The 22081-nt window shown below is 69.9% G+C and carries 23 protein-coding genes and 1 tRNA gene; 16 read left to right on the plus strand and 8 right to left on the minus strand.

Features of this window, described 5'->3' with window-relative positions; all coding sequences use genetic code 11:
- Positions 1-6: 6 nt before the first annotated feature.
- Positions 7-969, plus strand: a complete 963-nt coding sequence (locus ACQPXM_RS01795) for a hypothetical protein (protein WP_432944046.1) — start codon at positions 7-9, stop codon at positions 967-969.
- Between the two features lie 18 nt (positions 970-987).
- Here ACQPXM_RS01795 and upp read toward each other — a convergent pair whose 3' ends face one another.
- Complete coding sequence (gene upp, locus ACQPXM_RS01800) at positions 988-1629, minus strand: uracil phosphoribosyltransferase (protein ID WP_432944048.1); 642 nt, start codon at positions 1627-1629, stop codon at positions 988-990.
- Positions 1630-1759: 130 nt separating this feature from the next.
- On the opposite strand from upp, the gene ACQPXM_RS01805 reads away from it, so the two are divergent.
- From ACQPXM_RS01805 to ACQPXM_RS01835, 7 genes are all read left to right on the plus strand, one after another.
- A complete protein-coding gene (locus tag ACQPXM_RS01805) occupies positions 1760-1930 on the plus strand; it encodes a hypothetical protein (protein WP_193432205.1) in 171 nt (56 codons plus the stop codon).
- 60 nt (positions 1931-1990) lie between these two features.
- A complete protein-coding gene (locus tag ACQPXM_RS01810) occupies positions 1991-3337 on the plus strand; it encodes a hypothetical protein (protein ID WP_432944050.1) in 1347 nt (448 codons plus the stop codon).
- 10 nt (positions 3338-3347) lie between these two features.
- A complete protein-coding gene (locus ACQPXM_RS01815; protein ID WP_432944052.1) occupies positions 3348-4682 on the plus strand; it encodes a hypothetical protein in 1335 nt (444 codons plus the stop codon).
- Between the two features lie 103 nt (positions 4683-4785).
- Positions 4786-5286, plus strand: coding sequence for a tRNA adenosine deaminase-associated protein (locus tag ACQPXM_RS01820; RefSeq protein WP_432944054.1), 501 nt, complete (start codon positions 4786-4788; stop codon positions 5284-5286).
- A gap of 28 nt (positions 5287-5314) precedes the next feature.
- Entirely contained in the window at positions 5315-5749 is a 435-nt protein-coding gene (locus ACQPXM_RS01825) for a nucleoside deaminase (protein ID WP_432944056.1), read from the plus strand.
- A 13-nt stretch (positions 5750-5762) separates the two neighbouring features.
- Positions 5763-5853 (plus strand) — tRNA-Ser (locus ACQPXM_RS01830).
- Positions 5854-6006: 153 nt separating this feature from the next.
- Positions 6007-7515 carry a potassium/proton antiporter gene (locus tag ACQPXM_RS01835; protein ID WP_432944058.1) on the plus strand — a complete coding sequence of 503 codons (1509 nt, stop codon included), beginning with the start codon at positions 6007-6009 and terminating at the stop codon, positions 7513-7515.
- A 501-nt stretch (positions 7516-8016) separates the two neighbouring features.
- On the opposite strand, the gene ACQPXM_RS01840 is transcribed toward ACQPXM_RS01835, so the two are convergent.
- Together ACQPXM_RS01840 and ACQPXM_RS01845 are read right to left on the minus strand one after the other, a co-directional pair.
- Complete coding sequence (locus ACQPXM_RS01840) at positions 8017-8580, minus strand: LytR C-terminal domain-containing protein (RefSeq protein ID WP_432944060.1); 564 nt, start codon at positions 8578-8580, stop codon at positions 8017-8019.
- A complete protein-coding gene (locus tag ACQPXM_RS01845; RefSeq protein ID WP_432944062.1) occupies positions 8581-8874 on the minus strand; it encodes a type II toxin-antitoxin system VapB family antitoxin in 294 nt (97 codons plus the stop codon).
- A 132-nt stretch (positions 8875-9006) separates the two neighbouring features.
- On the opposite strand from ACQPXM_RS01845, the gene ACQPXM_RS01850 reads away from it, so the two are divergent.
- From ACQPXM_RS01850 to ACQPXM_RS01860, 3 genes are all read left to right on the plus strand, one after another.
- Positions 9007-9708 carry a L,D-transpeptidase family protein gene (locus ACQPXM_RS01850; RefSeq protein WP_432944064.1) on the plus strand — a complete coding sequence of 234 codons (702 nt, stop codon included), beginning with the start codon at positions 9007-9009 and terminating at the stop codon, positions 9706-9708.
- A gap of 104 nt (positions 9709-9812) precedes the next feature.
- Positions 9813-11354: a helicase HerA-like domain-containing protein gene (locus ACQPXM_RS01855; RefSeq protein ID WP_432944066.1), complete on the plus strand. Its 1542-nt coding sequence runs from the start codon at positions 9813-9815 to the stop codon at positions 11352-11354.
- A gap of 114 nt (positions 11355-11468) precedes the next feature.
- Positions 11469-12782 carry a GGDEF domain-containing protein gene (locus ACQPXM_RS01860; protein ID WP_432944068.1) on the plus strand — a complete coding sequence of 438 codons (1314 nt, stop codon included), beginning with the start codon at positions 11469-11471 and terminating at the stop codon, positions 12780-12782.
- A gap of 116 nt (positions 12783-12898) precedes the next feature.
- Here ACQPXM_RS01860 and ACQPXM_RS01865 read toward each other — a convergent pair whose 3' ends face one another.
- Positions 12899-14116 (minus strand): hypothetical protein, encoded by a 1218-nt coding sequence (locus ACQPXM_RS01865; protein WP_432944070.1) that lies wholly within the window; start codon positions 14114-14116, stop codon positions 12899-12901.
- A 175-nt stretch (positions 14117-14291) separates the two neighbouring features.
- On the opposite strand from ACQPXM_RS01865, the gene ACQPXM_RS01870 reads away from it, so the two are divergent.
- Both ACQPXM_RS01870 and ACQPXM_RS01875 read left to right on the plus strand, forming a co-directional pair.
- The gene (locus tag ACQPXM_RS01870) at positions 14292-14810 is read left to right on the plus strand and encodes a SigE family RNA polymerase sigma factor (protein WP_432944072.1); all 519 of its coding nucleotides are present in this window, start codon (positions 14292-14294) and stop codon (positions 14808-14810) included.
- The gene (locus ACQPXM_RS01875) at positions 14807-15781 is read left to right on the plus strand and encodes a hypothetical protein (RefSeq protein ID WP_432944074.1); all 975 of its coding nucleotides are present in this window, start codon (positions 14807-14809) and stop codon (positions 15779-15781) included. The genes ACQPXM_RS01870 and ACQPXM_RS01875 overlap by 4 nt, the downstream gene beginning before the upstream one ends.
- A gap of 155 nt (positions 15782-15936) precedes the next feature.
- On the opposite strand, the gene ACQPXM_RS01880 is transcribed toward ACQPXM_RS01875, so the two are convergent.
- On the minus strand, positions 15937-16485 hold the full coding sequence (locus tag ACQPXM_RS01880; protein ID WP_432944076.1) for a DinB family protein: 549 nt from the start codon (positions 16483-16485) through the stop codon (positions 15937-15939).
- The gene (locus ACQPXM_RS01885; RefSeq protein ID WP_432944078.1) at positions 16485-17279 is read right to left on the minus strand and encodes a helix-turn-helix domain-containing protein; all 795 of its coding nucleotides are present in this window, start codon (positions 17277-17279) and stop codon (positions 16485-16487) included. The genes ACQPXM_RS01880 and ACQPXM_RS01885 overlap by 1 nt, the downstream gene beginning before the upstream one ends.
- Before the next feature lie 112 nt (positions 17280-17391).
- Here ACQPXM_RS01885 and ACQPXM_RS01890 point away from each other — a divergent pair, with 112 nt between their 5' ends.
- The gene (locus ACQPXM_RS01890) at positions 17392-17766 is read left to right on the plus strand and encodes a nuclear transport factor 2 family protein (protein ID WP_432944080.1); all 375 of its coding nucleotides are present in this window, start codon (positions 17392-17394) and stop codon (positions 17764-17766) included.
- Between the two features lie 123 nt (positions 17767-17889).
- Positions 17890-19308 (plus strand): alpha/beta hydrolase, encoded by a 1419-nt coding sequence (locus tag ACQPXM_RS01895; RefSeq protein WP_432944082.1) that lies wholly within the window; start codon positions 17890-17892, stop codon positions 19306-19308.
- On the opposite strand, the gene ACQPXM_RS01900 is transcribed toward ACQPXM_RS01895, so the two are convergent.
- Positions 19305-20177 (minus strand): aminoglycoside phosphotransferase family protein, encoded by an 873-nt coding sequence (locus ACQPXM_RS01900; RefSeq protein ID WP_432944084.1) that lies wholly within the window; start codon positions 20175-20177, stop codon positions 19305-19307. The genes ACQPXM_RS01895 and ACQPXM_RS01900 overlap by 4 nt on opposite strands.
- Positions 20178-20272: 95 nt before the next feature.
- Between ACQPXM_RS01900 and ACQPXM_RS01905 the strand changes: the two genes are divergently transcribed.
- Complete coding sequence (locus ACQPXM_RS01905) at positions 20273-21055, plus strand: methyltransferase domain-containing protein (protein ID WP_432944086.1); 783 nt, start codon at positions 20273-20275, stop codon at positions 21053-21055.
- Here ACQPXM_RS01905 and ACQPXM_RS01910 read toward each other — a convergent pair.
- The gene (locus ACQPXM_RS01910; RefSeq protein WP_432950919.1) at positions 21044-21535 is read right to left on the minus strand and encodes a GAF domain-containing protein; all 492 of its coding nucleotides are present in this window, start codon (positions 21533-21535) and stop codon (positions 21044-21046) included. The genes ACQPXM_RS01905 and ACQPXM_RS01910 overlap by 12 nt on opposite strands.
- Between the last annotated feature and the right edge of the window lie 546 nt (positions 21536-22081).

The raw sequence follows: 22081 nt of genomic DNA on the forward strand, positions 1-22081 counted from the left end.
ACCCGTATGACTCTCACCCGCCGTGGACTGCTCGGCGCGATGCTCGCCGCCGGGGTCGCCCAAGCACCGATCACCGCCTCCGCCCGTCCTGACTCCCTGCGCCACACCAAACGGTTCAAGCTGAGCGCGCCCGTCCACGCGCTCTTCCAGCACCAGCCGCTGGCCGACACGACCGTGATGCAGTCGATGGCCTTCGACACCCCGAACCACCGGCTCTTCACCGCGCAACTGAAGTCCGGGACGGCTGCCAGCACCGGCACGCTGACGCTCAGCCGGCTGGACTTCGCCGGGAACGTGCTCGGCCGCATGTACCTGGCCGGCTTCGGCCACGGCGTCTCGATCGGGGCCCAGGGCGTCGGCGGCACGTCGTACCTGTGGACCGAGACCGACGTCGACACCGCCAACGGGCGGGGCCGGCAGATCTGCCGTTTCCCGTGGCAGGACGGCGCGACGCTGACCAAGGACTCGCCGTCGCTGACCACGTGGAAGCCGGTCGCGGACGGGGCGGTGTTCACCCCGGCGGTCGACCAGCGGTACGGGCGGCTCGGCGTGCGTTACTCGCTGGCCGACGGGATGCACATCAACATCTACTCGCTGGCCGCCGCCCAGAACGGTGACTTCAGCACCGTCCTGGCCAGCTTCAAGCAGCCGGCGTTCACCCCCGGCATCGACTTCCAGGGCTGGGCGCTGTACGGCTCGTACGTCTACTTCTGGGAGGGCGAGGCCTATCCCGGCGGCACGCCGGACCCGAGCAAGATCAACTCGAAGCTGTGGTGCTACGACCTCAAGAAGGGCCGGATCGTCGACTCGCTCCTCACCACGGCCGGTGCGGACCTGACCCACCGCGAGGCCGAGGGCATCGCCGTGTACGGCGGCACCGACGCGACCGCGCGGCTCTGCTTCGGCTTCGCCTCCGGAGTCACCGGGGACCGCCGGGCCAACCTCTTCTGCAACACCAAGCTGGTCTGAATCCCGCTACTGGGCGACCTACTGGGCGACGCCGTACAGGCGGTCACCGGCGTCGCCCAGGCCGGGCACGATGTACCCCTTGTCGTTCAGGTGGGAGTCCATGCCGGCGATCACCAGCGTGCAGGGCACGTTCAGGTGGGCCAGCTCGCGCTCGATCCGCTCGACGCCCTCCGGGGCGGCCAGCAGGCAGATCGCGGTGATGTGGTCGGCGCCGCGGTCGACCAGGAACTGGATCGCCGCCGCCAGCGTGCCGCCGGTGGCCAGCATCGGATCGAGCACGTAGCACTGCCGGCCGTGCAGATCCTCGGGCAGCCGTTCGGCGTACGTCGAGGCGGTCAGGGTCTCCTCGTTGCGGATCATGCCGAGGAACCCGACCTCGGCCGTCGGCAGCAGCCGGGTCATGCCCTCGAGCATGCCCAGCCCGGCCCGCAGGATCGGTACGACGAGCGGCTTCGGCGAGGTCAGTTTGATGCCGTCGGCCTCGGCCACCGGGGTCTGGACGGTGATCGGACCGGTCCGGACGTCGCGGGTCGCCTCGTAGGCGAGCAGCGTGACCAGCTCCTCGGTCAGGCGCCGGAACGTCGGCGAGTCCGTCACCCGGTCCCGCAGCGCGGTGAGCTTGTGGGCGACGAGCGGGTGGTCCACGACGAGGATCTGCATGGCCGGAACGCTACCGTCGGCGATTCGTCTCCCGAAACCTCGCCCGCTGTTACGGTTTTTACGCAGTCGATTTTGGTTCGTACCCGCCCGCCCCAGGGTGTCTACCTCAACCGACCGAACGGACGCGCCCGTGACCGACAACGCCGGCAAGTCGCCCGAACAACTCGACCGGCTGCGCCGCCGCGCCGCCTTCCTGCGCGAGCTCGAAGAGGCCAAGGCCCTGCGCGACCGGATCGCCCCCCGCCGGGCGAAGGTCCGCCAGATCCGCGCCGCGATGCGCCGGGCGACGTACCACCACTAACTTTTCCGGCGTTCCGGGCATCTGGCTGAGCAAAGGATCTCTGTTCAGGAGTGTGCAACCATGCCTCGACGTCTCGCAGTTCTCACCGCGGTGGCGCTGGTCGCCGTCGCTGTCCCGCCGGTCGCCGCCGTCGCGGCGGAGGACGAGTGCCTCCTCAACCCGCCCACGATCAGCCAGGACACCGACCCGGTCCAGACGATCGTGCTGAAGGCATCCGGCCGCGTGCCGATCGAGATGCGCGCCAACCGCGACTCGCTCGACTGCAGCGGGATGGTCGCCTACGTCCAGAAGAAGGACGGCACGAACCAGCAGACGGTCGCGCTGCCGAACGAGGGCGGCCGGGGCATGCCGCCGAGCTGGACCTGGTACGGGTTCCTCCCGCTGACCGCCGCGACCGGTGAGGGCGACTGGGTGATCACCAAGGTCACCCACGGCGCGAACGTGCTGGAGACCAACGTGCCGTTCCACGTGTACCGCGGCAGCGAGCTCACCTTCGACCAGCCCGCCCGGACCAGCGGAACGGCCCGTACGACGCTGACCGGCCAGCTGCGCCGGTACTCCAAGACCGGGGCGCTCGTCCCGGCCGCCGACACGACGGTCAAGCTGCTGCACCAGACGCAGGACCTCCTGGTCGCCACTGCGAAGACCGACGCGACCGGGCGGTTCCGGACCACCGCCGCGTTCACCCAGAACACCACGCTGCGGGCGTACACCGCTGCCAGCGGCAACTACGTCGAGCAGGTCACCGAGTACCGGACCGCGCACAAGCTGATCGCGATGAGCTACCTGAGCGCACTGCCCACGGCGTACGTGAACGGCTGGTGGAAGGTCTCCGGGTCGGCGTACCCGGGCAAGCTGCACGCGGATCTCCAGGTGTTCAACGGCACCGCCTGGGTCACCACCCCGTCGTACGGGCCGATCCCGGCCAACGGCGTCTACTCGCGCTACTGGATGCCGACGAAGGCCGGGACGTACCGGCTGCGGGTGTGGGTGCATGGCGAGCGGGTGGACAACTCGCCGTCGCGCGAGGTCAGCGTCAAGGTGACGGCGCTGCCGAAGGCACCGACGTACATCGTCGGGGCGGTGGTCGCGCCGACCGCGGGGCTGCCGATCCACCGGGACTCCACCATGTCGACGTACGGCACGTTGAAGTACCGTCGGGCCGACGGCTCCCTCGGCCCGGTCGGCAACCAGGTCGTCGAGGTGCACGCCCGTCCGGTCGGGCAGACCGCGTGGTCGAGGGTCGGTACCGCGCGGACCACCACCAGCGGGTACTTCTTCACCCGCTGGGGCGTCCCCTTCCAGATCGGCCAGAGCTTCCAGGTGATGCTCACCTACCCGACCATGCTGCCGACGACCGCCAGCAGCGCGACCGGTGTCTTCGGTCCGTTCACCGTGCAGCCGTAGGAGGCGTGCCGTGCAGCGCGGGTCGATCGGGTTCGCCGTGGCCGTGTTCACCACCGCCGCGAGCCTCACGTACGCCGACGCAGCGGTCGACCCGTGTCTCGGCACGCCGGCGATCTCCGAGAACGGCTATCCGGCGGTCCCGGCGCTGACCGACGTGAGCCGGATCCCGATCGAGGTGCCGTACGACGCCCCTCAGGGCTCGTGCACCGGCACCGTGGTGACTGTGCAACGGCCGGACGGTTCGGCGGTGACGACGGTGCCGCTCGTGGAGGAGGGCGGGCGGTTCAACAACCCGGCGTGGCGTGGATGGTTCAGTCCCGCGTTGGCCACCGGCACGGGGGACTGGGTGATCACCAAGGTGGCTCACGCGGGCGCCGAGGTCACCACGAACGTTTCCTTCCGGGTGGTCCGCGGGACGTCGCTGACCTTGGAGCAGCCCGCGCGGACCAGCGGCACGGTCAAGACCACCTTCACCGGGCTGGTCAGGAACTACACGTCCACCGGAGCCCTCGTCCCGGCTCCGGGCCGGACGGTCCGGCTGCTGCGCTCGGGCGACCAGTCCGTCGTCGCGACGCTCAATCCCGCGGCGAACGGCCGGTACGCCGTACAGCTGGCCCTGACCCAGGCGCTCCGGGTGCAGGCGACCACCGCCGCGACCAGCTCCCACGCCGCGGCGTACGCGGGGCCGGTGACCGCGCACAAGTTGCTGGCCATGAGCTACCTGACGGCGTCGGCGACGGCGACCGTGAACAACTGGTGGAAGGTGAGCGGCACGGCCTTCCCCGGGAAGCTGTGGACGACGCTGCACGTCTGGAACGGCTCGGCGTGGCAGGACACGCTCTCGTACGGCTACACGGCGGCCAACGGCTCGTACGCGCGCTACTGGAAGCCGGACCGGCCAGGAACCTTCCGGCTCCGGGTCAGCGTCTCCGGACCGGGGCTGGACAACTCGCCGTGGAGCCGCGAGGCGACGGTGACGGTCAGGCAGTTGCCGCAGGCGCCGACGTACTTCGTCGGGACGGTGGTCGCGCCGACGGCCGGGCTGCCGATCCACCGGGACTCGATGCTGTCCAGCTTCGGCACGCTGAAGTACCGGCGGGCGAACGGGACGCTCGGACCGGTCGGCAACCAGGTCGTCCAGATCTTCGCCCGGCGGGTTGGAGAAGCCTCCTGGACTCGGGTCAACTCGGTGCGGACGGCCGTCAGCGGGTACTTCTACACCCGGTGGGGGCACTTCTACGACGTCGGCCAGAGCTTCCAGGTGATGCTCACCTACCCGACCCAGCTGCCGCAGGCCGCCAGTAGTGCGACCGGTGTTTTCGGCCCGTTCACTGTGCAGGGCTGACGTGGTCGCGCAGCGTCGTCGTACGGTAACTGCCGGGGCACCGATACCGGCTCGAGATCGGGGATCCCTCCCACCGGACGCCTGATTCTGCGACGATGAGGCCGTGTCTGATCCCACGGCTGGGCCGATGACGACCACCGAGCTCGACTTCGCGCTCGCGGCTTACATCGAGGACGGGGTCTGGACCGTCACGCCGCTGCCACTGCGCGGCGAGCCCGACCTGTCCTCGCTGGTGTCCGCGCTGCGGCGCTACCCCGGCGACGCGGGGGTGATCGGGATGGTCTCGGTGGACGAGGACTTCTTCATCGTGATCCGGGTGGACGGCGGCCGCGCGCGGCTGCTGCTGTCCGACGTCACCGCCGCCACCGAGTGGCCGCTGGCCAAGCAGGTGATCGACGAGCTGGACATCCCGCTGGCCGAGGACGACGACGACCAGGTCCCGGCCGGCGACCTGGCGATCGTGGCCGACCTGGGCATGAGCGCGATGGACCTGGGCGCGCTGATCGACGACGTCGACCTGTATCCCGAGGAGATGCTCGAGGAGATCGCCGAGGCGCTCGGCTTCGGCAACCAGTTCCACGAGGCGATCGAGGCCGTTGGCTGACCCGGCGCGCCGGGCCTGGTCCCGGCTGATGGAACTGGCTCTGGCCGAGGCCGAGCAGACCCGCGGCAGCGCCGACGTACCGATCGGTGCGGTCGTCGTGGACGCCGGGGGCGAGGTGATCGGCCGCGGTCACAACGAGCGCGAGGCGACCGGCGACCCGACCGCGCACGCCGAGGTGCTGGCGATCCGGGCGGCGGCCCAGACGGTCGGGGAGTGGCGGCTGACCGGCTGCACGCTGGTCGTGACACTGGAGCCCTGCACGATGTGCGCGGGCGCGATCGTGCTGTCCCGGCTGGACCGTCTGGTCTTCGCGGCGTACGACGAGAAAGCGGGCGCGGTCGGGTCGCTGTGGGACGTCGTCCGGGACCGCCGGCTCAACCACCGGCCCGAGGTGATCGGCGGCGTGATGGCCGACGAAGCGGGCGCGCGGCTCCGCGATTTCTTCATTTCGCACAGGTCTTGATAGCCTCTGCGGCGGTGGCGTGTCCGAGCGGCCGAAGGAGCGCGCCTCGAAAGCGCGTGAAGGGTACCCCCCTTCCGAGGGTTCAAATCCCTCCGCCACCGCCAACCACCCCCGGGTGGTAGTAACGCCGAGGACCCTGATGCTGTGTGATGCGTCAGGGTCCTCGTTTTTTGGTCCGCCGCGCTCCGGCGAGATGATTCGTTGCCCGAGGCAGGGGTCAATTAAGCTGCAGCCCCCGACCCTGAGGGGCCGAGCCTGTGGACGTGCACGAACTCGACCGGATCTTGCTGGCCGGCGCCGCGGTGCTGCTGGTGGCGATCGTCGCCGTGCGGCTGTCCGGCCGCCTCGGGCTGCCCTCGCTGCTGATCTACCTCGGCATGGGGCTGCTGCTGGGTGAGTCCGCGCTCGGCATCCAGTTCGAGGACGCGCAGCTCGCGCACGCGCTCGGGTTCGCCGCGCTGGTGATCATCCTCACCGAAGGTGGCCTGACCACCCGGTGGAACGAGGTCCGCCCGGTGATGCCGCTCGGCATCGTGCTGGCCACGCTCGGGGTGGGCGTCTCGATCGGCGTGGTCGCCTGTGTGGCGCACTTCGTGCTCGGGCTTGACTGGCAGCTCGCCGTACTGCTCGGGGCCGTCACATCGCCGACGGACGCGGCGGCGGTGTTCTCGGTCCTGCGGAGGGTGCCGATCCGGCCGCGGCTGCGCGGGGCGCTGGAGGCGGAGTCCGGGCTGAACGACGCCCCGACCGTCTTGCTGGTCACGCTGGTCAGCACGGGGGCGATCGGCGAGCACGGGCTGCTGCACTTCAGCGGCTTGGTGCTCTACGAGCTGATCGGCGGTGCTTTGTTCGGCTTCCTGATCGGCTGGGTGAGCGTCGGGCTGCTCCGCCGGGTCGCGCTCGGGTCCGCCGGTCTGTACCCGCTCGCGATCGTTTCCCTCGCCTTCATCTCGTACGCCGGGGGCGCGGTGCTGCTGCACGTGTCGGGCTTCGCGGCTGTTTACGTCACCAGCCTGATCCTCGGGCGCGCCGAGTTGCCGCACCGGATCGCGACCAAGTCGTTCGTCGACGGGATCGCCTGGCTGGCGCAGATCGGTCTGTTCGTGATGCTCGGCCTGCTCGCGTCGCCGGGCCGGATCGGCCTGGACGACGTCGTGGTCGCGCTGGTGATCGGGATCGCGGTGACGGTGGTCGGCCGGTTCGCGGCGGTCGCGCTGTCGGCGACGCCGTTCCGGATACCGTGGAAAGAGCAGACCTTCATCGCCTGGGCCGGCCTGCGCGGCGCCGTCCCGATCGTCCTGGCGACGATCCCGCTGGCCGAGCACGTTCCACAGGCCGACCGCGTCTTCGACGTCGTGTTCGTCCTGGTCCTGCTGTTCACGCTGCTCCAGGGCCCATCGCTGCCCTGGCTGGCCCGCCGCCTCAACGTGCTCGACGACAACGCCGCCCACGAGGTCGACATCGACGTGGCGCCCCTGGAGTCGCTGGGTGCCGACATGCTCCAGGTCCAGATCCCCAGCGAATCCCGCCTGGCCGGCGTCGAGATCGGCGAACTCCGGCTACCCGCCGGCGTCTCGGTCTCCCTGGTGGTCCGCGCTCACCAGGCCTTCGTCCCCGACCTCCGCACAGTCCTCCGCGCCGGCGACGCGATGCTCGTCGTCACGCCCACTCCCTCCCGAGAGCAAACCATCCGCCGCCTCCGAGCCGTCAGCCGAGCCGGCCGCCTGGCCGGCTGGTTCGGCGAACGAGGCCGCGAACAGGTGTAGCGGGGCACGGGGGAAGTCGAAGACGAAGTGCAACAGATCAAGGACAAGAAACAGAGAACAACAAGAGCAAGACAAAAAGAGAAATAGAGGGAGTGGTGAGTGCCTGGCCGGCGTCGTCTGCGGGTGCGGCGTCCGCTTCCTCGACGGCCGGAAACGACATCGGACATGCAGTTCGCACTCGTCCTGAGCTGTCCGCCGTCATCATCCTGGAGAAACAGCAAGTCCCCGGCTGCCGTGGCTACACCGAGGACCAACCTGGCTCACGAACCATTCAACGGCAAGAAGCCCAGGTCTTTGCTGCCGTGAATCTACGACAGCGTTTGAACGCTGTCCACCAGGCTGGGCGGCGGGCCGGAGCGTCGACTTCGGACGACTGCGATCGGTGCTCCTGACCGTAGACCGCGTGCACTCACAGACCACGCTCGCCAGGCACCTGCACATCAAAAGTTCTGATCTTCGTCTTTGCTTCGACTCTTTGGTGCCCTTGGCCGTTCCGTTGGCTCAGTTCGGGTTCTGGCCCGAGGGGATCGGCTGGGACGGGCGGACGACCGGGAGGCAGACGACCGAGTCGGCTGGGACGGCGATGCTGGGGACGCCCTTGGCGTTGAGTTTGGTGAAGCCGATGCCGAGCACGATGTCGACGGTGTGGTCGGGGCGGGCGTCGGCGACGGTTTTGGCCTTCTGGTTGAGCTGGCCGAGGGCGAGCTTGACCTCGGGGCCGTCGGTGGTGGCGCCGCGGACCTCGACGACGTCGATCTTGTCGCCCTTGGGCTCGTTGGCGATCTTGCCGACGTTGAAGCCGCGCTTCTTCAGTTCCTCGCCGATCCGGGCCGCGCTGCCGGCGCGGGCGCCGCCGTTGTAGATGTTCAGCACGACCTGCTTGGGTACGAGCCGGTTGTTCGGCAGCTTCTGCTCGACGCAGTTCGGTTCGGCGCTGCTGTCGGTGAGCGAGTTCCAGCCCCACCAGAAGCCGCCGAACAGGATGCCCAGCAGCACGACCATCGTGACCGGCGTACGCCAGTGCAGCCGTCGGTGCGGTCTCGGCTGCGGGTGGAGGGCGGTCATCTAGTTCACGACCAGGACCCGGGCGTGCAGGACGAGCCGCTGCTGCAGGGCGGCGCGCAGCGCCCGGTGCAGGCCGTCCTCGAGGTAGAGCTCACCCTTGTACTCCACGACGTGCGCGAACAGGTCACCGTAGAAGGTGGAGTCCTCGTCGAGCAGTGCGTTCAGGTCCAGGGTGCCCTTGGTGGTGACCAGCTCGTCGAGCCGTATCTGCCGTGGAGGCAGCACGGACCAGTCCTTGGCCTTGTACCCGTGATCGGGGTACGGCCGTTCCTCCCCGACGCGCTTGAAGATCACCCACCGAAGTCTAGCGGGGCCGGAGGTCTCGGGAGAGGTCGGGAATGTCACCGCGAAAGGTCGATACCAAGACTCAACCTTTTGCCGCTGCGAGACGTCCACAGTGCACAGGGACCTATCAGGGGGGTACAGATGAAGGTACTGACCAAGCTGGCGGCGGGGGCGGCCACGGTGGTTGTCGCGATCGCGGGGACGACGTTGCCGGCCGACGCGCTGACGATCGCGCAGAACAAGGCGGCCCAGACCCGCCTGAACAAGCTCGGCTGTTACGCCGGCCCGGTGGACGGCAAGATCGGCCAGATGACCCAGGCCGCGACGATCCGGTTCCAGGCGGCCAACAAGATGACCCAGAACGGCTCACTCGCCGGTACGACGTACAGCAGGCTGCTGGCCGCCTCGGCCAAGCGCTGCGACGTCCGGGCGGTCCCGGCCAGCGGTGGCGGCAAGCGGATCGTGATCAGCCAGGGCCAGAACTACCTCTGGCTGATCGATGCCGCGGGCAAGGTGGTCCGCCAGGGCGGGATCATCGACAACCCGAGCTACCTCAAGCCCGGCACCTACTCGACCGGCTCCAAGTGCGGCCGGGCGGCCCGGATCAAGCGCAACACCGACGGCGGCAGCCTCTACCTGAACAACTTCGTCCGGTTCGCGCCGTGCGGGATCGGCTTCCACCAGATCCCGACGTACAAGAGCAACGGCGCGCAGATCCACGGCGACTGGCTGCTCGGCACCAACAAGAAGGCCTCGCACGGCTGCATCCGGGTGCAGAAGTCGATGTCCGACGCGATCTGGAACTTCACCACCAGCTCGACCAAGGTCGTCGTCGTCCGCTGACACACCGCCGCGTGCCCCGGCTCCGAAGTTCACCGAACGACCGAGCCGGGGCACTAGCATGCCCAGCGCAGGGGTAGATCCGTCGCGCGAAAGGCAGCGTCACCATGGCCGAGACACCGGACGTCGTGCAGAGCGTCCAGCAGGGGTACGCGTTCGAGGGTCCGGCGATCGAGCTGGGAGCGCTGCTGGTCGACGGTACGCCGAACACCGAGGCGGCGGTGCGGATCCCGCTGTCGATGGTGAACCGGCACGGCCTGGTGGCCGGCGCGACCGGTACCGGCAAGACCAAGACCCTGCAGCTGATGGCCGAGCAGCTGTCCGCCGCGGGCGTCTCGGTGTTCGCCGCCGACATCAAGGGCGACCTGTCCGGCGTCTCGCAGCCCGGTGAGAGCAGCGAGAAGCTCCTGGCCCGGACCAAGACGATCGGCCAGGAGTGGACCGCGACCGGCTTCCCGACCGAGTTCTACGCGCTCGGCGGACAAGGCGCCGGCGTACCGATCCGGGCCACCATCACGTCGTTCGGGCCGGTGCTGCTGTCGAAGGTGCTCGGACTGAACAACGTCCAGGAGTCGTCGCTCGGCCTGATCTTCCACTACGCCGACAAGCAGGGCCTGACGCTGCTGGATCTGAAAGATCTGCGCGCGGTCATCACCCACCTGACCAGCGACGAGGGCAAGGGAGATCTCAAGGAGCTCGGCGGGCTGTCCGCGGCGACGGCCGGGGTGATCCTGCGCTCGCTGATCGGGTTCGCCGACCAGGGCGCGGACGCGTTTTTCGGCGAGCCGGAGTTCGACACCGCCGACCTGATGCAGCAGCGCGACGGCAAGGGCGTGATCTCGCTGCTGGAGCTGCCGAACCTGCAGGACCGGCCGGCGCTGTTCTCCACCTTCCTGATGTGGCTGCTGGCCGACCTGTTCCACGACCTGCCCGAGGTCGGCGACGTGGACAAGCCGAAGCTGGTGTTCTTCTTCGACGAGGCGCACCTGCTGTTCAACGACGCGTCGAAGGCCTTCCTGGACTCGATCGCGCAGACCGTCCGGCTGATCCGGTCCAAGGGCGTCGGCGTCTTCTTCGTCACCCAGACCCCGAAGGACGTGCCGGACGACGTGCTGGCGCAGCTCGGGTCGCGGGTCCAGCACCAGTTGCGGGCGCACACCCCGAACGACGCGAAGGCGCTGAAGGCGACCGTCTCGACGTTCCCGAATTCGTCGTACGACCTGGCCGAGGTGCTCACCCAGCTCGGCATCGGCGAGGCGATCGTGACGGTGATGAACGAGAAGGGCGCGCCGACGCCGGTGGCCTGGACCCGGCTGCGGGCGCCGGAGTCGCTGATGGCGCCCGCAACGGCCGAGCAGCTGACCGCGACCGTGGCGGCGTCGCCGAACAACGCCAAGTACACCGAGGTGGTGGACCGCGAGTCAGCGTACGAGAAGCTGGCGGCGAAGGTGCAGGCGGGGGCGGAGCAGGCCGAGGCCGAGGCGCAGGCCGAGCAGCCGCAGGCTGAGGCGCCGAAGCCGCGGGCGCAGAAGCAGGACAAGTCCGTGGTGCAGCAGGTGATCGGGTCGTCGGCGTTCAAGCAGTTCGCCCGGTCGGCCGGGCGGGAGATCGTCCGCGGACTGTTCGGAGCTGCTCGCCGCAAGCGCTGAGCGGGCGGCCTTTTCGTTCTGCGCGAAGTCCGTTCGATAGTTGATCAAATCCTTACCTGCAGCACGCCGCCACGGATTGGGACCACGCCGTCACTCGTCGTACTGTGAGCAGTGATGGTTGCGCAGAGTAGGCGAGCGGTACGGAACTGGGCGCTGTGGACCCTGACGGTCCCGGCGTTCGGTCTGGTCGCGCTGGTCGACCTGCTGGCGATCGGGTATGGCGTGCGCTCGTTCACCGAGCTGCCGTCGTGGCACGGGCTCGACCTGGTCTTCGCGCTGACCGTGTCGGCGCTGATCTCGGTCGAGGGCGCCCGCCGGGTCGAGAGCCGGCGCAAGTCCGGCGGCGCACTGCACAAGGATTTGGCGCCGGCCTGGATGATCGCGGCCGCCCTGGTCCTGCATCCGGCGCTGGCGATCCTGGTCGCCGTCCTGCTCCGGGTCTGGTGGCGAGTCCGCGCCGGCCGCTGCATCCCGTACCGGTGGGCCTTCAGTACGGCGGTGCACGTGCTCTGCGTCGGTGCGGCGCACACGACCTTCGTCGGCATCCGTGACCTGACCGGCGACTCCGGGCCCGGCCTGGTCTTCGCGATGGCTGCGGCGGCGTTCGCCTACATGGCGACCGACACGGTGCTCTGTGGACTGGCGATCACGCTGATCGTGCCCGGCAGCAGCCGGCAGGACGCGATCGGCAGCAAGGACGAGCTGTGTGTCGACGCGACCGCCGCCACCCTCGGCTGCCTGCTCGCGGCAGCGGCGCTGGTCAGCCCGTGGTTCGCGTTGCTGGCGATCCCGATCTCGTTGACCGCCCAGCGGGCGCTGCTGCTCGGCCAGCTGGAGTCCGAGGCGCAGACCGACCCGAAGACCAGCCTCGGCCGGGTCGACTGGTGGCGCCGGCGGACCGAGGAGATGCTGCGCCGGTCCCGGACCCAGCGCGAGCCGATGGCCGTGCTGCTGATCGACATCGACCACTTCAAGCAGGTGAACGACCGGCACGGGCACCTGGTGGGTGACGAGGCGCTGCGGGCGGTCGCGACGATCCTGCGCAGTGCGATCCGGGCCAAGGACGTGATCGGGCGGTTCGGCGGTGAGGAGTTCGTGATCACGTTGCCGGACACCGACCTGGCCGACGCGAGCGTGACGGCCGACCGGTTGCGAACGGCGGTCGCCGCCAGCCCGCTCGCCGCGATGTGCGCCGGCGTGCTGGACGATCCCGAACTCGATCCCGACACGTTCCACCTGACCGTGTCGATCGGCATCGCCGTCTGTCCGTCCGACGGCGTGACCGTCGACGAGTTGCTGTTCCGCGCCGACCGGGCGATGTACGCCGCGAAGGCAGCCGGCCGCGACCGGGTCCGCGCCGCCGCCGACTGTTACCCGGCCGACCTGGCCCGGCTCACGCTGCCGCGCCCGGCCGTGCAGCCGCACTGACCTGGAGCGTCGGACCGGCCGACTCGTGCCAAGGGCAACTACTGGAAACCCTCACATTTGCTGACGAAAACCGGGTCCGGAGAGTCCCGCCCGAGGACTCTCCGGACGCGGTCGTCTCAGCAGGCGCCGAACGACCCGGCGCTGATCCACGCCTTCGCGACGTACATGCCGGTGTGGACCCGCAGCCAGACGTTCGAGGTGCCCTGCGATCCCGAGACGCTCTGCCCGGTGACCTGGCACTCGACGGTGACCTGCGCGGACTTGCCGGCCATCCCGACGATCGCGCCGGTCGAGCTCGGCGTGTTGCGGACGTTCAGGTAGCCGGACGTGATCGCGACCGTGCCGCGGCCGCCGTCACCGGTCCACAGGTACGTGGCGTCGACCCACGCGTTGTTGGACAACGCGAGCGCGTCCCAGAAGGTGCCGTCGGCAAGGTCGATGCCGGCCGGGTTGGCGACCGTGCGGCCGAACTGGTCCTTCCCGCCGTTGTAGCCGTTCTGGTACGCCGCCTGCGCCTCCGGCCGGCCCTGCGGCAGGTCCTTCCACATCTCGCGGATCGAGCTCGGGTTCCAGTAGTCGTCCTTGGTGTTCCACGGGCCGACGTCCCAGACCGGCTCGAAGGCGCAGCGGATCGTGCCGGTGGTCGTGCACACCTTGACCGAGTAGTTGCCGGAGCCGTTGTTCGCCAGTCCGCGCCGGGACGGCAGCGCGACGAAGTGGTCCCGGTTGACGATCACGTGACCGTTGGCCGTCGTACCGCCGACCAGGCCTTCCCGGGTGGCGAAGACCCGCGACTTCAGCGGCGCGGCCTGGATCGCCATCCGGCTGGTCGCCGCCTTGTCGGTCGGCTGGACGCGCAGGTCACCGACCCACGGCTTGGCGCCGGTGGGCGGCGCGCTGACGACGATGCGCAGCTGGACGAGGTCGCTCGCGCCGGGCAGCGCGGTCGGCGTACCGGCCTTGGCGGGGGTCCACTCCGACCACCTGTCCTTGACCATCGCGCGGACGTCGACCTCGGCGGTCGAGCCGTCCGGCGTACCGGTGGTGTAGTCGACGACGACCGCGGACGTCGCGGCGGGGAAGCGGACCGGATCGAGGTTGCCGATGCCGGACCGCTGCTTGATCTCGGCCGAGCCCATCCGGACCGGCGCGTCGCCGAGGACGATCCGGCGGCCGTCGGTCTGGACGTTGGTGGAGCCTTCGGCCGGCCGGGCGGCGACCCCGACGGGGTCGGTACCGGCGGCCGAACTCGGCAGGACGGCGGCTGCCAGGGGTGCGGCGGCCAGAGCGGCGGCGACGCAGAGTGCGGCCGCGGACCTTCGGGTGATACGCATGGCGATACCTCCGGGGCGGTGAGGACGCTGTCACCGGGTGCGACACCCGGCGCACTGATCGTGACAAACAAACGCCACCCTTGTACAGCGCGTGAATAAATTTCTTCGGAACGGACAGAACCCAACCGGTGACCCAGCGGGTTTGGACCGGTGTGACAGAGGCTGAGGAGAATTGATGACCCGGGCCGCGGACGCCGACTTCGAGCGGTTCGTGTTGGCACAGTCGACGCCGTTGCTGCGCTTCGCGGAGATGCTGTGCGGCGATCGGCACACCGCCGAGGACCTGGTCCAGCAAGCGCTGATGCGGTCCTACCCGAAGTGGCACCGGCTGGAAGGCGATCGGCTTCGCTACGTCCGGCGCGTGCTGGTCAACCGGTTCCTCTCGCAGGCTCGCCGGCGCTGGTCCAACGAGGTGCCCAGCGATCCGGTGGACAACGGCTGGGACGACCGGTCGGTGGCGGACTTCGCCGGTGAGGTGCAGACCCGTGAGGCCGTGCTGTCAGCTCTCGGTGGGCTGACAGTGCGCGAGCGGACCGTGGTCGCCCTGCGCTACTCGCAGGACCTCTCCGAAGCGGAGACCGCCGAGCTTCTCGGCATGGCCCCCGGGACGGTGAAGAGCACCGCGTCCCGGGCTCTGGCCAAGCTGCGTCTGGCACCCGACCTGATCGAAACCGGAGCTGGAGGAACAAGATGAGCAACGAGCAGCGGGTGCGCGACGCGCTCGAGTACGACCTGGAGCCGTGGCAGCCCGACCCGGCCGACCTGATGCGCCGGGGCCGGCGGTTCGCCTGGCTCCGGCGTGGACTGGCCGCGGCCGGCGTGACTGCCGTCGCCGGCACCGTCGCCACGGTGTCGGCCGCGGTCGGCGGACCGTCCGACGTCCGCAACCTGCTGGCCGGTGGCGACAAGCCGCCGGTCCCGGTCGAGCTCCCGACCGGTACGCCGAGCGCGATCCCGTCGGTCGACCCGACCTGCCTGCCGAAGGTGCCGAGCAAGGTCAAGGTCAAGGCGTCGGTCAAGGTGAAGGTCGAAGGCGAACTGCCGAAGGACAAGCCGTCGCTGCCGACCGCGAAGCCGTCCTTGCCGGGCAAGCCGTCGCTCCCTTCGGTGCCCGCCACGAAGCCGTCGCTGCCGGGCAAGCCGTCCCTGCCGACCGCGCTGCCCACGGGCAAGCCGTCGCTGCCGGGAACGCCGTCGGTGCCGGTGCCGACCGCCAAGCCGTCGTTGCCGGGCAAGCCCTCGCTGCCGACCGCGAAGCCGTCGTTGCCGGGTAAGCCGTCCCTGCCGCCGGTCCCGACTGCAAAGCCGTCGCTGCCCAGCAAGCCGTCCCTGCCGACCGCGCTGCCGACGGGCACGCCGTCCCTGCCCGCCACGCCGAGCCTTCCGCCCTGCGTGACCGAGCACGTGCCGACCAAGCCGCCGGTGCACGTGCCGACGACGCTGCCGTCGGTGCCGGGTAAGCCGTCCCTCCCGACCGCCAAGCCCTCGCTGCCCGGCAAGCCGAGCCTCCCGCCGGTCCCGACCGTGACGCTGCCGACCGGCAAGCCGTCGCTGCCCGGCAAGCCCTCCCTGCCGCTGCCGACGGGCAAGCCGTCGCTGCCGGCCACGCCGAGCCTTCCCTCCCTGCCCACCGAGCGGCCCACCGGGCTGCCGACTCACCGGTAGTTGCCCTCCCCATCACACCGGTGACGCCGTCGGCCGGCTCACGGGCGGAAACGAGCCGGCCGGCGGCGGGGCGATCAAAGACCCGGATCCGCGACCCGAAAACGCGTGATCTGTCAGGGCCGCAGCTGATGTACACCGAGATCAGCTGCGGCCCTTCACTCTCCGGTGCTCCCGTCCGCCAGCTCCCGTACGACGTCCAACTGCCCAACATGGCGCGCGTACTCCTGCAGCACGTGAAACAGAATCCACCCCAGCGTCGGCTTCACATCCCCAGCCCCGAACCGGCCGCCCTCCTTCGCCCGAACGCCGAGCGGCCCCACCCCGACCACGCCCACACCGGTCACGGCAGCCTCAGCGGCAGCTACGCGCGACACGATCTCCCGGGTCTTCTCACCACCCGCCCGAAGCGCCGCGAGCAGACCCTCCAGCGTGTCGCCGTCTTCCAGCCGCCATCGTTCGCCGGCATCGCTGTCACCCCATGGCCGCTCGACCTGTTCGGCCGTGAAGCCCCAGCGCAACCACCGTCGTTCCATGAACACCAGGTGTTTCAGCAACTCCAGCGGCGACCAGCCCGACGGCAGCCGGCTCGTCCGCAGCTCCTCGTCGGAGAGCCCGGTCAGCTTGCGCTCCACCGTGTCCCGGTAGTAGTCGAGCCACGCCAGCGGCAGCTCGACCGGATCGCCGATGGTCTGGTCCGGCAGCATCACAACTCCTTGAGGTACTCGGCGGTGGCCTCGTCGGCCGGGAAGAACTGCTCGATCATCAGCTCCGACACGGTCACGTCCAGCGGTGTACCGAACGTCGCGATCGTGGTCAGCAACGACAGTTCCCGGTCCCCGCGCCGCAGCCGCATCGGGACGACGACCTCGTGCGGCGCCGCGGTCTCCGCCCGATCACCCGGTACGCCGTACCCGCGCAGTTCGTCGTACAGGTCCTGCAGCTCCGGGTCGGCGGTGCTCGCGATCTGGCGCTGCAACGTGCTCAGCACACTCGCGCGGATCTCCGGCAGGTTGCTGATCCGGCGGCCGAGTCCGTCGGGATGCAGCGTGAGGCGCAGCGCGTTGACCGGTGCCGCGAGCAACTCCGGCGCGACGTCCTCGGTGAACAGCGCACCGCCGGCGTTGGTCTCGACGATGTTCCACCAGCGGTCGACCACGAGGGCCGGGAACGGTTCGTGCGCCTTGAGCAGGCGGCGCAGCGTCTCGCGGACCGCGAGCATCGCCGGCGAGTGCAGCGAGGCCTCGCTGTAGATCGGGGCGTAGCCGCCGGCGAGCAGCAACTGGTTGCGGTCCCGCAGCGGTACGTCGAGATGCTCGGCCAGCCGCAGCAGCATCGCGCGGCTCGGCTTGGACCGGCCGTTCTCGACGAAGCTGACGTGGCGGGTGGACACCTCGACCTGGTTGGCCAGGTCGAGCTGACTGAGCCGCCGGCGCTCGCGCCAGGCGCGCAGCAGTTCGCCCACCGGCCGTTGGAAGGTCTCCTCGGCGATCATCGTCATGCCCAGACGGTAACCGGCCGGGTGATCATCCACATGACCTCCGAGGTCATCGCCGGATCGGCCGGCTGGCGGCAGGGTTCTGCTCAACGACAACCGCTTCGAGGAGAACCTGATGACGAACACCCTGAACCCGACCGCCCTGGCCGAGCAGTACCTCGCGATCTGGAACGAGACCGACGCCGAGCGCCGCGGCGCCGCGCTCGAGGCGACCTGGGCGCCGGACGGCACCTTCGTGGACCCGAGCTTCGAGGCCGCCGGGTACGAGGAGCTCGGTGCGATGATCGCGACCGCGCAGCAGATGTTCCCGGGGCTGCGATTCCAGCCGACGGGCACGGTCGACGCCCACCACGACCGGATCCGCTGGACCTGGGAACTGGCCGCCGAGGGCCAGCCGGCAGTTGCCGGAGGCACCGATATCGTCACGGTCGGGCCGGACGGCCGGATCCGTTCGGTGATCGGCTTCCTGGACTTCGCCCCGGCGCACTGAACCGGAGCGCCGGGCTTCACTTCCCGGCCCCGGCCTCGCCTCGACCGGAGTGCCGGGGCTCACTTCGCAGCCCGCCCTCGCTGCGGCCGGCGGACGACCCTCCGGATTCGTAGCTTGGTCGGCATGCTGATCAAGGGACTGCTGGCACTCGGCCTGATCGGAGCGGGCCTGCTGCCCGCCGCGCCTTCGGCCGCCGCGTCGCTCGACTGGAAGCCCTGTCAGGACGGGCAGCCGGTCGAGTGCGCGCGGCTGAAGGTCCCGCTCGACTACGCCGACCCGGGCAAGGGGCAGACCGAGTTGCTGGTCGCCCGGACCCCGGCCCGGGACCAGGCGCACAAGCTCGGCGTACTGACCTTCAACCCTGGTGGTCCGGGCGGCGCCGGCGCGTCGATGCTGGCCGCCGGAGTGGCGGCGGACCTGTTCGGTCCCGAGCTGCTCGACCGGTTCGACGTGGTCAGCTTCGACCCGCGGGGAACTGGCGGATCGAGTCAGCTGGATTGCGGCCCGGTGCTGCGTCCCGGCGTACCGGTGTTCCCCCGGACGAAGGCCCAGTACGACGAACTGGTGGCGGCCAGCCGGTCCCTCGGCGAGGCCTGCCTGGCCAAGAACGGCGAGCTGATGCGCCACCTCGACACCAGGACCGCGGCGCGCGATCTCGACTCGATCCGCGCCGCGCTGGGCGTCCGCAAGCTCAGCTATTTCGGGCCCTCATACGGGTCCTACCTCGGTACGACGTACGCGCAGCTCTTCCCGCACCGGATCGACCGGATGATGCTCGACGGGATCGTCGACCACGCGCAGGGCTCGACCGGGTTCGTGCTGAGCGAGGCGCGCGAGATGGAACGCGGGTTCGACCGGATGGCGGTCTGGTGCGCCAAGACGCCGGCCTGTGCGCTGCACGGGCAGAACGTCGGCAAGGTGTACGACGCGGTGGTGCGCCGGGCCGATCGCAAACCGCTGCCCGCGGGCGGCGGCACGGTGAACGGAGACCAGATCCGGATGGCGCTGCCGATGTTCCTGTCGACGCTCGGCGACCCGGCGGGCCCGTGGAGTGCGCTCACATCGGCGCTGGCCAAGGCTGCTGCTGGGGACGGCTCGGGCTTCGTCGGCGGAAGCTACGTCGGGTACCCGGAATCGGCGTACGCGGCGGTGTCGTGCATGGACTTCCCCGGTGAGTTCCGTGGCTACGCCGACGTGCGGACGCGGCTCGCGCTGGCCAAGGCGGTGGCGCCGCGAGTCGGTGCCGCGGTCGAGGGCTGGGTGATGGCAGCCGCGTGCTCCGGCTGGCCGATCCCGCCGAGCAATCCGTGGAAGCCGACGCCGATCGCCGACGCGCCGCCGGTGCTGATCATGAACAACACCCACGACCCGGCCACGCCGCTCGCCGGCGCCGTCAGCCTGCAGCGGCAGATCCGCGGCAGCCGTCTGCTGGTCAGCGACACCTACGGACACACATCGTGGTTCAACTCCGAGTGCGCCCGCGGCCACGCGACGACGTACTTCCTGACCGGCAAGCTCCCGGCGCGCGGGACCTCCTGCTAGCCGAGAAAAGCATCCAGCAGCCGTCGGCACCTGACCGGATCCTCGGTCAGGCCGACGCTCAATCCCCACAACCAGTAGTCCACCGTCCGGAACACCACCCAGTCCCGGGCCCGCTGCTCGTCCAGCTCAGCAGCCCTGACGACGGTCTGGAAGCAGCGGTGGATCTCCGCGTCGTCCGCCATCTGGTCGAGCCTGGTCCACAGCACCCGTCCCAGGTCGAACTCGAGGTCGCCCCGGTACAGCACCGGGTCGACCACCAGCCACTCCTCCCGCTGCCCGCGCAGGACCTGGTCGGAGTGCAGGTCTCCGTTCACCGCGGCCGTCGCCGTCGACGCCGCCAGCGACCCGGCGACGTCGAGCGCGGCCACCAGGTAGCGCTGCTCAACTGCCCCGTGCTGCCCCGCCAACTGCCCTTCCATCACCGCCGATCGACCGATGACGATCTCCTGTGTGGACAACGCAGCCTCCGGCCCCTCGATCCCCAGCCGCCGCATCAACCCACCCAGCACCTCGACCGCTTCGCCGATCGGCCGGAGCGACAACGACTCGCCGAGCAGTTCGAGCAGCATCGCCCCGCGCCCGGGGTCGGCGTCGTACAGCCGGACGGTGCCCCGTCCGTCCCACCACCGCAGCGCCCGTGCCTGCTCGTCCACCTCGTCGCCCGGTGGGGACATCCGCAACGCCATCCAGGTCCCGTCGCGTTCGACCGGCACCACCACGGCGTTGGATCCGTGCGCGACCGCGCCCGTGATCGTCAGCCCCCAGCGCGAGCACTGTTGCTCCACCGCCGTCGGCAACGTCGCCAGCCAGTCGGCGCCCTCGCTCCACCACCGCGGCATGTCCAGAAATGACTGAGGCAGCTCGATCACCCCACGACCGTAGCCGCCCGGTGCCTGACCGCCGACTCCTTTTCAGCACCGACCCCGCGCACCATGATGAGCAGCATGGTGCGAACGGAACAGTCATGAGCAGTCTGGAGTTCGATCCGGAGGTGTCGCGGCAGATCGAGGCCATGTACACGACGCCGGACGTGATCGAGCAGCGGCGAGTGGTACGCATGGCCCTGGCGTTGCGGCCGGGGGACCGGGTGCTGGACGTCGGCGTCGGTCCAGGCCTGCTGGCCGCGGAGATGGCCGCCGAGGTCGGACCGGACGGCCGGATCTGCGGCGTCGACATCAGCGACAGCATGCTGGCGATCGCGAGCACCCGGGCCGCCGTACCTGGTGGACCGCCGATCGAGCTCGAGGCCGCGTCCGTCGCCCGGCTGCCGTACGGCGCGCAGAACTTCGACGTGGTGGTCTCGACCCAGGTCTTCGAGTACGTCGACGACGTGCCCGGCGCGCTCGCCGAGATCCGCCGCGTCCTCCGCCCGGCCGGCCGCGTCGTGCTGCTCGACACCGACTGGGGCTCGATCGTGTGGCGGTCGAGCGACGACGCGCGGATGGCGAAGGTGCTGACCGCCTTCGAGGACCACCTGCAGGACCCGCACCTGCCCCGCACCCTCGGCGACGCGCTCGACAAGACCGGGTTCACCCGCACGCACCTGCAGGTCATCCCGTTGCTCAACGTCGGCTTCGACCACCGCACCTACAGCGCCGGCCTGATCGACATCGTCGCCGCCTTCGTCCCCGGTCATGCCGGCGTCACCCCTGCCGAAGCCGAAGCCTGGGCCGACGATCTGCGCAGCCAGGGCGACAGCTACTTCTTCAGCCTCAACCGCTACCTGTTCGTGGCCTCAGCCCTCTGACTCCAGCCACAGGGCGAGCGTCGCGGGCTCGACCCGCGGATCGCGGATGCGCTGAAAGTTCCTGCCACCGCGCGAGAACGAGTACGCCGTCGCAGCCGACACGTCGTTCTCGGCAAAGGCTGTCCGGGCCCACGCGCACGGGCGGACGTGCACCAGGTCAGCAGCCGCAGCACCGGGCGATGCGTCGTAGTCCCAAGGACCGGCCAGGCGCCCGAGGCGGTAAACACCGTCGGATTCCCTGGTCCAGACGAAGGCACCGTCGGAGACCTCCGCAAACCGCCGGAGTCGCCGCGCGGCGCGGTCGTCGTAGGTGGTTGCCAGACCCTCGACGGCCTCGTCCAGGGTGCGCGGTGGCGGGATCAGCGCACCGCCAAGTCCGCAGACGCTCAGCTCCAATGCGCGATCGACCGCGAGCCCCTCAGGCACATCGTCCCGGCGAGAACGCATCGGCGCCCGGTGAACGAGCGATACCAATGCCATCTCCCTCACCCGAGTCACCGCTCACACCCATGGTTCATGCCGTGCACAGAGGTCATGGGGCCTCCCGGTCTGGACTGAGGAGGGAGGGAGCGCAGCGACCGACCGACGAGGGAAGACCGGGAACCAAGGCCCCATGACCCGCCGAGCCGGAGGCGAGGCCAAATACACAGAGGACGGGCGCACCGTGGGATGCGCCCGTCCTCTTCGGTCGTTCTCCCGCCCCTCAGTGGGAGAACTCGCGGCTCGGTGAGCCTCACCCATGCCCGAATGGGACCGACTGAACCGCGGGACATCTCTACTCGTACCCCACCCCACCGAGGTCACACCTACTCCGCGGCGAAACTTTGCGTACTTCGAACGCGCCGTCGTGTAACGCCCGGCGGGAAGGTACCCAGCGACGACCGCGCCGCGATAGTTGCTCGGAGCAACGACAAGGCCCCACCGGTAGCAGCCGGTGGGGCCTTGATTGGTCCACTACCACCCGGGCACTCCCGGTGCAGCTGTGGAGGTTGGAGAGCGGAACCGGCGCCGATGCAGGGGTCAAGA

Source organism: Kribbella sp. CA-253562 (genome assembly GCF_050942265.1).
GTDB lineage: Bacteria > Actinomycetota > Actinomycetes > Propionibacteriales > Kribbellaceae > Kribbella.

Bases quoted from the DNA above. Each gene is read 5' to 3' on its own strand.
- upp (WP_432944048.1), bottom strand. From the start codon at position 1,629: ATGCAGATCCTCGTCGTGGACCACCCGCTCGTCGCCCACAAGCTCACC.
- ACQPXM_RS01895 (WP_432944082.1), top strand. From the start codon at position 17,890: ATGCTGATCAAGGGACTGCTGGCACTCGGCCTGATCGGAGCGGGCCTG.
- ACQPXM_RS01795 (WP_432944046.1), top strand. From the start codon at position 7: ATGACTCTCACCCGCCGTGGACTGCTCGGCGCGATGCTCGCCGCCGGG.
- ACQPXM_RS01855 (WP_432944066.1), top strand. From the start codon at position 9,813: ATGGCCGAGACACCGGACGTCGTGCAGAGCGTCCAGCAGGGGTACGCG.
- ACQPXM_RS01880 (WP_432944076.1), bottom strand. From the start codon at position 16,485: ATGCTGCCGGACCAGACCATCGGCGATCCGGTCGAGCTGCCGCTGGCG.
- ACQPXM_RS01870 (WP_432944072.1), top strand. From the start codon at position 14,292: ATGACCCGGGCCGCGGACGCCGACTTCGAGCGGTTCGTGTTGGCACAG.
- ACQPXM_RS01860 (WP_432944068.1), top strand. From the start codon at position 11,469: ATGGTTGCGCAGAGTAGGCGAGCGGTACGGAACTGGGCGCTGTGGACC.
- ACQPXM_RS01875 (WP_432944074.1), top strand. From the start codon at position 14,807: ATGAGCAACGAGCAGCGGGTGCGCGACGCGCTCGAGTACGACCTGGAG.
- ACQPXM_RS01810 (WP_432944050.1), top strand. From the start codon at position 1,991: ATGCCTCGACGTCTCGCAGTTCTCACCGCGGTGGCGCTGGTCGCCGTC.
- ACQPXM_RS01905 (WP_432944086.1), top strand. From the start codon at position 20,273: ATGAGCAGTCTGGAGTTCGATCCGGAGGTGTCGCGGCAGATCGAGGCC.
- ACQPXM_RS01840 (WP_432944060.1), bottom strand. From the start codon at position 8,580: ATGACCGCCCTCCACCCGCAGCCGAGACCGCACCGACGGCTGCACTGG.
- ACQPXM_RS01885 (WP_432944078.1), bottom strand. From the start codon at position 17,279: ATGACGATGATCGCCGAGGAGACCTTCCAACGGCCGGTGGGCGAACTG.
- ACQPXM_RS01825 (WP_432944056.1), top strand. From the start codon at position 5,315: ATGGAACTGGCTCTGGCCGAGGCCGAGCAGACCCGCGGCAGCGCCGAC.
- ACQPXM_RS01910 (WP_432950919.1), bottom strand. From the start codon at position 21,535: ATGGCATTGGTATCGCTCGTTCACCGGGCGCCGATGCGTTCTCGCCGG.
- ACQPXM_RS01850 (WP_432944064.1), top strand. From the start codon at position 9,007: ATGAAGGTACTGACCAAGCTGGCGGCGGGGGCGGCCACGGTGGTTGTC.
- ACQPXM_RS01865 (WP_432944070.1), bottom strand. From the start codon at position 14,116: ATGCGTATCACCCGAAGGTCCGCGGCCGCACTCTGCGTCGCCGCCGCT.
- ACQPXM_RS01890 (WP_432944080.1), top strand. From the start codon at position 17,392: ATGACGAACACCCTGAACCCGACCGCCCTGGCCGAGCAGTACCTCGCG.